Origin of the sequence: Roseateles sp., assembly GCF_036486225.1 — a bacterium.
Classification (GTDB): Bacteria; Pseudomonadota; Gammaproteobacteria; order Burkholderiales; family Burkholderiaceae_C; genus Roseateles.
In genome coordinates this window covers 1-3,245 of the sequence record NZ_DASVNZ010000059.1, presented here as the reverse complement: position 1 = coordinate 3,245, position 3,245 = coordinate 1, and the positions used below count along the sequence as shown (strand labels likewise).

The 3,245-nt window shown below is 70.8% G+C and carries 4 protein-coding genes; 2 read left to right on the top strand and 2 right to left on the bottom strand.

Annotated elements, in window-relative coordinates:
* Positions 1-908 (top strand): glycosyl hydrolase (locus VF536_RS04730; protein ID WP_331613651.1); only part of this gene is annotated, 908 nt, incomplete at its 5' end.
* A gap of 44 nt (positions 909-952) precedes the next feature.
* Here VF536_RS04730 and VF536_RS04725 read toward each other — a convergent pair.
* The gene (locus VF536_RS04725; protein ID WP_331613650.1) at positions 953-1,279 is read right to left on the bottom strand and encodes a hypothetical protein; all 327 of its coding nucleotides are present in this window, start codon (positions 1,277-1,279) and stop codon (positions 953-955) included.
* A gap of 360 nt (positions 1,280-1,639) precedes the next feature.
* Between VF536_RS04725 and VF536_RS04720 the strand changes: the two genes are divergently transcribed.
* Positions 1,640-2,599 (top strand): Crp/Fnr family transcriptional regulator, encoded by a 960-nt coding sequence (locus VF536_RS04720; RefSeq protein WP_331613649.1) that lies wholly within the window; start codon positions 1,640-1,642, stop codon positions 2,597-2,599.
* A gap of 77 nt (positions 2,600-2,676) precedes the next feature.
* Here the strand turns inward: VF536_RS04720 and VF536_RS04715 are convergent.
* Positions 2,677-3,245: response regulator (locus VF536_RS04715; RefSeq protein WP_331613648.1), on the bottom strand; the 569-nt coding region annotated here is incomplete at its 5' end.

The window sequence follows — 3,245 nt, the reverse complement described above, 5'->3', positions numbered from 1 at the left end:
CTCCTCCCCCGCCTGCGGCACCGCCGCCGTCGGGATCGCCTCCGGCCTCACCGCCGCCACCGGCCTCGCCTCCGCCGCCGGCATCGCCGCCGCCCCCACCTCCGCCGCCTCCTCCCCCGCCCCCGCCGCCCGCCTCATCGGTCAAGCGCGGCGTCGCCTACGACCTCCGGGACGCGGCCGACTTCAACGCGCTGTCCGGCGGCAGCGTGGGCTGGTGGTACAACTGGGCGCTGCAGCCCAACACGACCGTCCAGTCGCAGCCGTCGATCGCCGGCGCGCTGGAACACGTGCCGATGCTGTGGAACTTCAACTTCAACACGGCGCAGGTCGTGACGGCGTTGAAGGCCCGTCCGACGGTGAAGTACCTGCTGGTCCTGAACGAACCCAACCTCACCGACCAGGCCAACCTCTCGCCGGCCGATGCCGCCGCGCAATGGCCGCGTTATGAGGACGTCGCGCGCCAGACCGGCGTGAAGATCGTCGGCCCGGCGATCACCTGGGGCACGATGCCGAACTTCGGGGATCCGGTCGTGTGGATGGATGCGTTCATCGCCGCCTACCGCGCCGCCAACGGCGGTCGCGACCCGCAGATCGACGCGCTGGCCTTCCACTGGTACGACTACGGCCTCAAGGACCAGTTGGACCGCCTGACCAAGTACGGCAAGCCGTTCTGGGTCACCGAGATGGCCAACTGGCACAACGGGGCCGGTCCGCACATCGACACGTCCGACAAGCAGAAGGCGCAGATGGCCGACATGGTCAGCGTCTGCGAGAACCGCAGCGATGTGAGCCGCTATGCGTGGTTCACCGGCCGCTGGGACAACGATGTGCACTTCACCAGCCTGTTCGGCGCCAGCGGCGTGCTGACGCCGGTCGGTCAGCAGTACAAGACGCTGCCGAAGGCTTGATGGTCCGACGAGGACCCGGCAAGAGGGCCTGAAGACCTGAGGGCCTAACGCAGCGCGGCGAGCAACGCCGCCTGCGTGACGCGGCGGCGCTCCGCCGCGTCGGTACCGCCCTCGTCGCTGGGCGCGAGCACCGCCTGGACCGCCATCACCGGGACCACGGCCGCGGCCGTCAGTCGCCGCAGCACCGCCGGCGGCAGGTCGTCGCACGCGATCGCGCCATACAGCTGGCCCAGCAGACGGGCGATCTCCTCCAGGGCCGCGCCATCCTCGAGCACCCGCTCAGGATCCAGCACCGTGACCTGCGCGCCCAGCTCGAGCGCCGCCTGCTTGAACAGGCGGGGGGCCGGCGCACCCTCATCCCCGCACACCATCCCCATCCGAAGGCCCAACAGGGGCGGAGGCGTCGTGCGCGAGAGCGGAACTGGGGGCGACATGGTCGGACGCGCGGTGTGGCGGAGGGAAGGCAGGGGCATGAGGACAGCGGCGGACGCGAGGTCGCGCCGGAGGGCGAGGTCCGCAGCGTAGTCAGCTCCGGGCGGAGCGGGTTGACCGATGTCAACGCATTCGCTTCACAGCACACAGGGACGGCGCGGGGCTGTCCAGGCTCGACGGATCGTTACCGAACCGTCACCGAGGGTTCACCGACTGTTGCTGATCGATGTCAAGGATTGGTTCCGCGTTTGCGAGCCGTTTCTAGCATTCCCAGCAACCCCTCCAACCTCGAGACCCTCATGCACAGCGCCATCGCCCTTGCCTCTCCCCCGAGCGACCTTCCCCGCGATCGCCTGCGGGATGCCCCGGCCGGCCGCCCGCGCCTCGCGTCCGCAGCGCCCGCGGCGTCCCGGCCGCCCCGGCTGCCCCGCGACGTCGCCATCGCGCTGTCCACCGAGGACGTGATCGTCGCTGGCGCCGCGCCCGGCCTGATCGCGCCCGATCTCAACACGCTGGAGCGCCCGCCGCTGTCCGTCGCGGAGCCGCGTGTGTATGCCCGCGATCCGCAGCAGCGCATGCTGGAGGTGATGCGCACCATCCGCGACATCATCCAGCCCGCGGCCAAGGTGGTGCGTGCCGGCGACATGATCTTCCGCGCCTCCCAGCCCTTCAACACGGTCTACCTGATCAATGCCGGCGCGTTCAAGCTGGTGAGCCGCAGCCTGGACGGCCGCGAGCAGATCGTCAGCCTGAAGTTCCGGGGCGACTGGCTGGGTTTCAGCGGCATCGCGCACGGCCGGCATCCCTGCGACGCGGTCGCGATGGACACCGGCAACATCTCGATCATCCCGTACGACACGCTGCTGCAGGCCTGCGCCCGCCATCCGGAGATGATGGCCGTGGTCCACGAAGGCATGAGCGCCGAGATCACCCACGAGCGCCAGTCGCTGATGTCGGTCTGCACGCTGGCTTCGCTGGCGCGGGTGGCGGAGTTCCTCTGCGCCTGGGCGCGCAGCATGCATCAGCGCGGGCTGCGCGCCGACGAGCTCACGCTGCGCATGACGCGCGCCGACCTCGGCAACTTCCTGGGCATGACGCTGGAGACGGTCAGCCGCTGCCTGTCCAAGCTGAACCGCGAAGGCCTGATCCTGTTCGGCGAGCGCGGCCGGCGCCAGATCTCCATCCCCAACCGGGAACGGCTCGAGCAGTTCGTGATCGGCGGCTCGATGGCGAGGGGGAAGCTGGCGACGGCGGCGTGAGCCCCGCGGTGGGCATCGGCCGGCGCTGCCGATGCACGACCGCGACCGCGACCGCGACCGCGACCATGTCCGCCCCGTCAGCGCGACAGCACCTTCCCGATCGCCCGCGCCAGCGCGGCGCGCTCGTAGGGCTTGGGCAGCAGTTCCCAGCCCAGCGCGCGTTCCGGCCCGGACGACAGCAGTTCCGCCGAGAACCCCGACATCAGCAGCACGGCGATGTCGGGCCATCGCTTCTGGACTTGTGACGCCAGCTCGGTACCGCGCATGCCGGCGCCTAGCGCGATGTCGCTGAGCAGCAGATGTGGCAGCGCGATGCCTGCGGACGAGTCGGCGGCATCGCCCAACTCGCGCAGATGCCGCAGGGCCTCTTCCGCGCTGGCGCAGGCCGTGACGCTGCAGCCGAGGTCGGTCAGGTAGCGACGCGCGACCGCGCGGACCTCCGCGTCATCCTCCACCAGCAGCACACGCAGTCCCGGCGGCACGTCCGCGGCGACCGCATCGTGCTCGGCGGCCTCGCGAACTGCGGCGGGCGGCTGCGGGAGGATCAGCGACAGCGTCGTGCCATGACCCGGCGTGCTGTCGATGCCGATCGCACCCAACGACTGCCGCGCGAAGCCGTAGACCGTGCTCAGGCCCAGGCCGGTGC

Excerpts from the sequence above, each read along its gene's own strand:
- VF536_RS04725 (WP_331613650.1), bottom strand. The coding sequence starts at position 1,279 with ATGGTGTGCGGGGATGAGGGTGCGCCGGCCCCCCGCCTGTTCAAGCAG.
- VF536_RS04720 (WP_331613649.1), top strand. The coding sequence starts at position 1,640 with ATGCACAGCGCCATCGCCCTTGCCTCTCCCCCGAGCGACCTTCCCCGC.